The 1,320-nt window shown below is 48.7% G+C and carries 1 protein-coding gene; it reads right to left on the bottom strand.

From position 1 onward, the window contains the following. Nucleotides 1-282 precede the first annotated feature (282 nt). Entirely contained in the window at nt 283-891 is a 609-nt protein-coding gene (gene rpsD, locus O9295_RS20205) for a 30S ribosomal protein S4 (RefSeq protein ID WP_002798058.1), read from the bottom strand. Nucleotides 892-1,320 lie beyond the last annotated feature (429 nt).

The following is a 1,320-nucleotide window of genomic DNA, read 5'->3' as shown; positions in this document are numbered from 1 at the left end:
CCAAGCTTTTCTGGTCGGAACCCCCTAAGCCGAGTTTTCAAGGTGCTGCGCCGTCCACTTGGTTTTCGAGACTGGCCTTTTAATTCTAACGTAAAGCCAACCTAGAACGGCGGGGTTTCAGACCCAAAATTTCCGATGAGGGGAACCCTGGGGCGAAGTAATTCGCCCCTTTAAAAGCCCCGTCCCATCGCACTAAGCGCTTCGGGTCTTCGCCCCGACATTTGAGATAAAATAAGGACGCTGCCACTTGCGTCCTCAAGGTATCTGGAAAAGGCTTTTTTCCTAGACTTTCCGAGAGTAGTATTCCACTACTAACAGTTCATTAATCGAGAGGGCAATCCATTCTCTTTCCACAACGCCATTCACTTTGCCCACAAGGGTGTTTTTGTCAAATTCCAAATGACTCGGCAGGTTGGCTAAACCGGGGTATTCCATATTTCTTTTGACTAGATCCTGGGAACGCTCTTGATTTCTAACTCCAATCACATCACCCGGACGGCACTGATAACTGGCAATATCCACAACTCTACCGTTAACGGTGACGTGACCGTGATTGACTAATTGTCGCGCCCCCGGAATTGTCCCAGCCATACCGAGACGGAAAACGGTATTATCCAGACGCATTTCTAAGAGTTGCAGCAGCACTTGACCAGTGGAACCGGTAGCCCGGCGAGCTTTGCGGACATAGCGAATTAATTGTTTCTCGCTGACACCGTAGTTAAAACGCAGTTTTTGTTTTTCTTCTAGACGAATGGCATATTCTGAACGTTTTTTGCGGGCCTGGCCATGTTGCCCGGGTGCATAGGCACGACGGGCATTTTTACGGGTTAAGCCTGGTAATTCCCCTAAACGACGCACAACGCGCAAGCGCGGTCCTCTATAACGAGACATACAGACAGTCTGCTCCTATTTAAATTTATCCCAAAACTATTATCGTAGCACAAATTAAGTGATTTAGTTGGCGTGTGGGGAGATGGGGAAGTGGGATGATGGGGTGTGGGATGATGGGGTGTGGGGTGTGGGATGATGGGGTGTGGGGTGTGGGGTGTGGGGTGTGGGGAGAATAAATAAAAGCAATCTCCTGAATACTGACTCCCGACTCGGAGAATACTGATCACTGATTACTGATTACTGATTACTGATCACTGATTCAAGCCTGACGGCAGCTGATGTATTTTTTTCATCGGAAATTTTGGGTCTGAAACCCCGCCGTTCTAGGTTGGCTTTACGTTAGAATTAAAAAGCCAGTCTCGAAAACCAAGTGGACGGCGCAGCACCTTGAAAACTCGGCTTAGGGGGTTCCGACCAGAAAAGCTTGGC

This window comes from Microcystis sp. LE18-22.4A (genome assembly GCF_027531105.1).
GTDB classification, from domain to species: domain Bacteria; phylum Cyanobacteriota; class Cyanobacteriia; order Cyanobacteriales; family Microcystaceae; genus Microcystis; species Microcystis aeruginosa.
The sequence above is the reverse complement of the archived record's forward strand: the minus strand, read 5'-3'. Positions and strand labels throughout refer to the sequence as shown.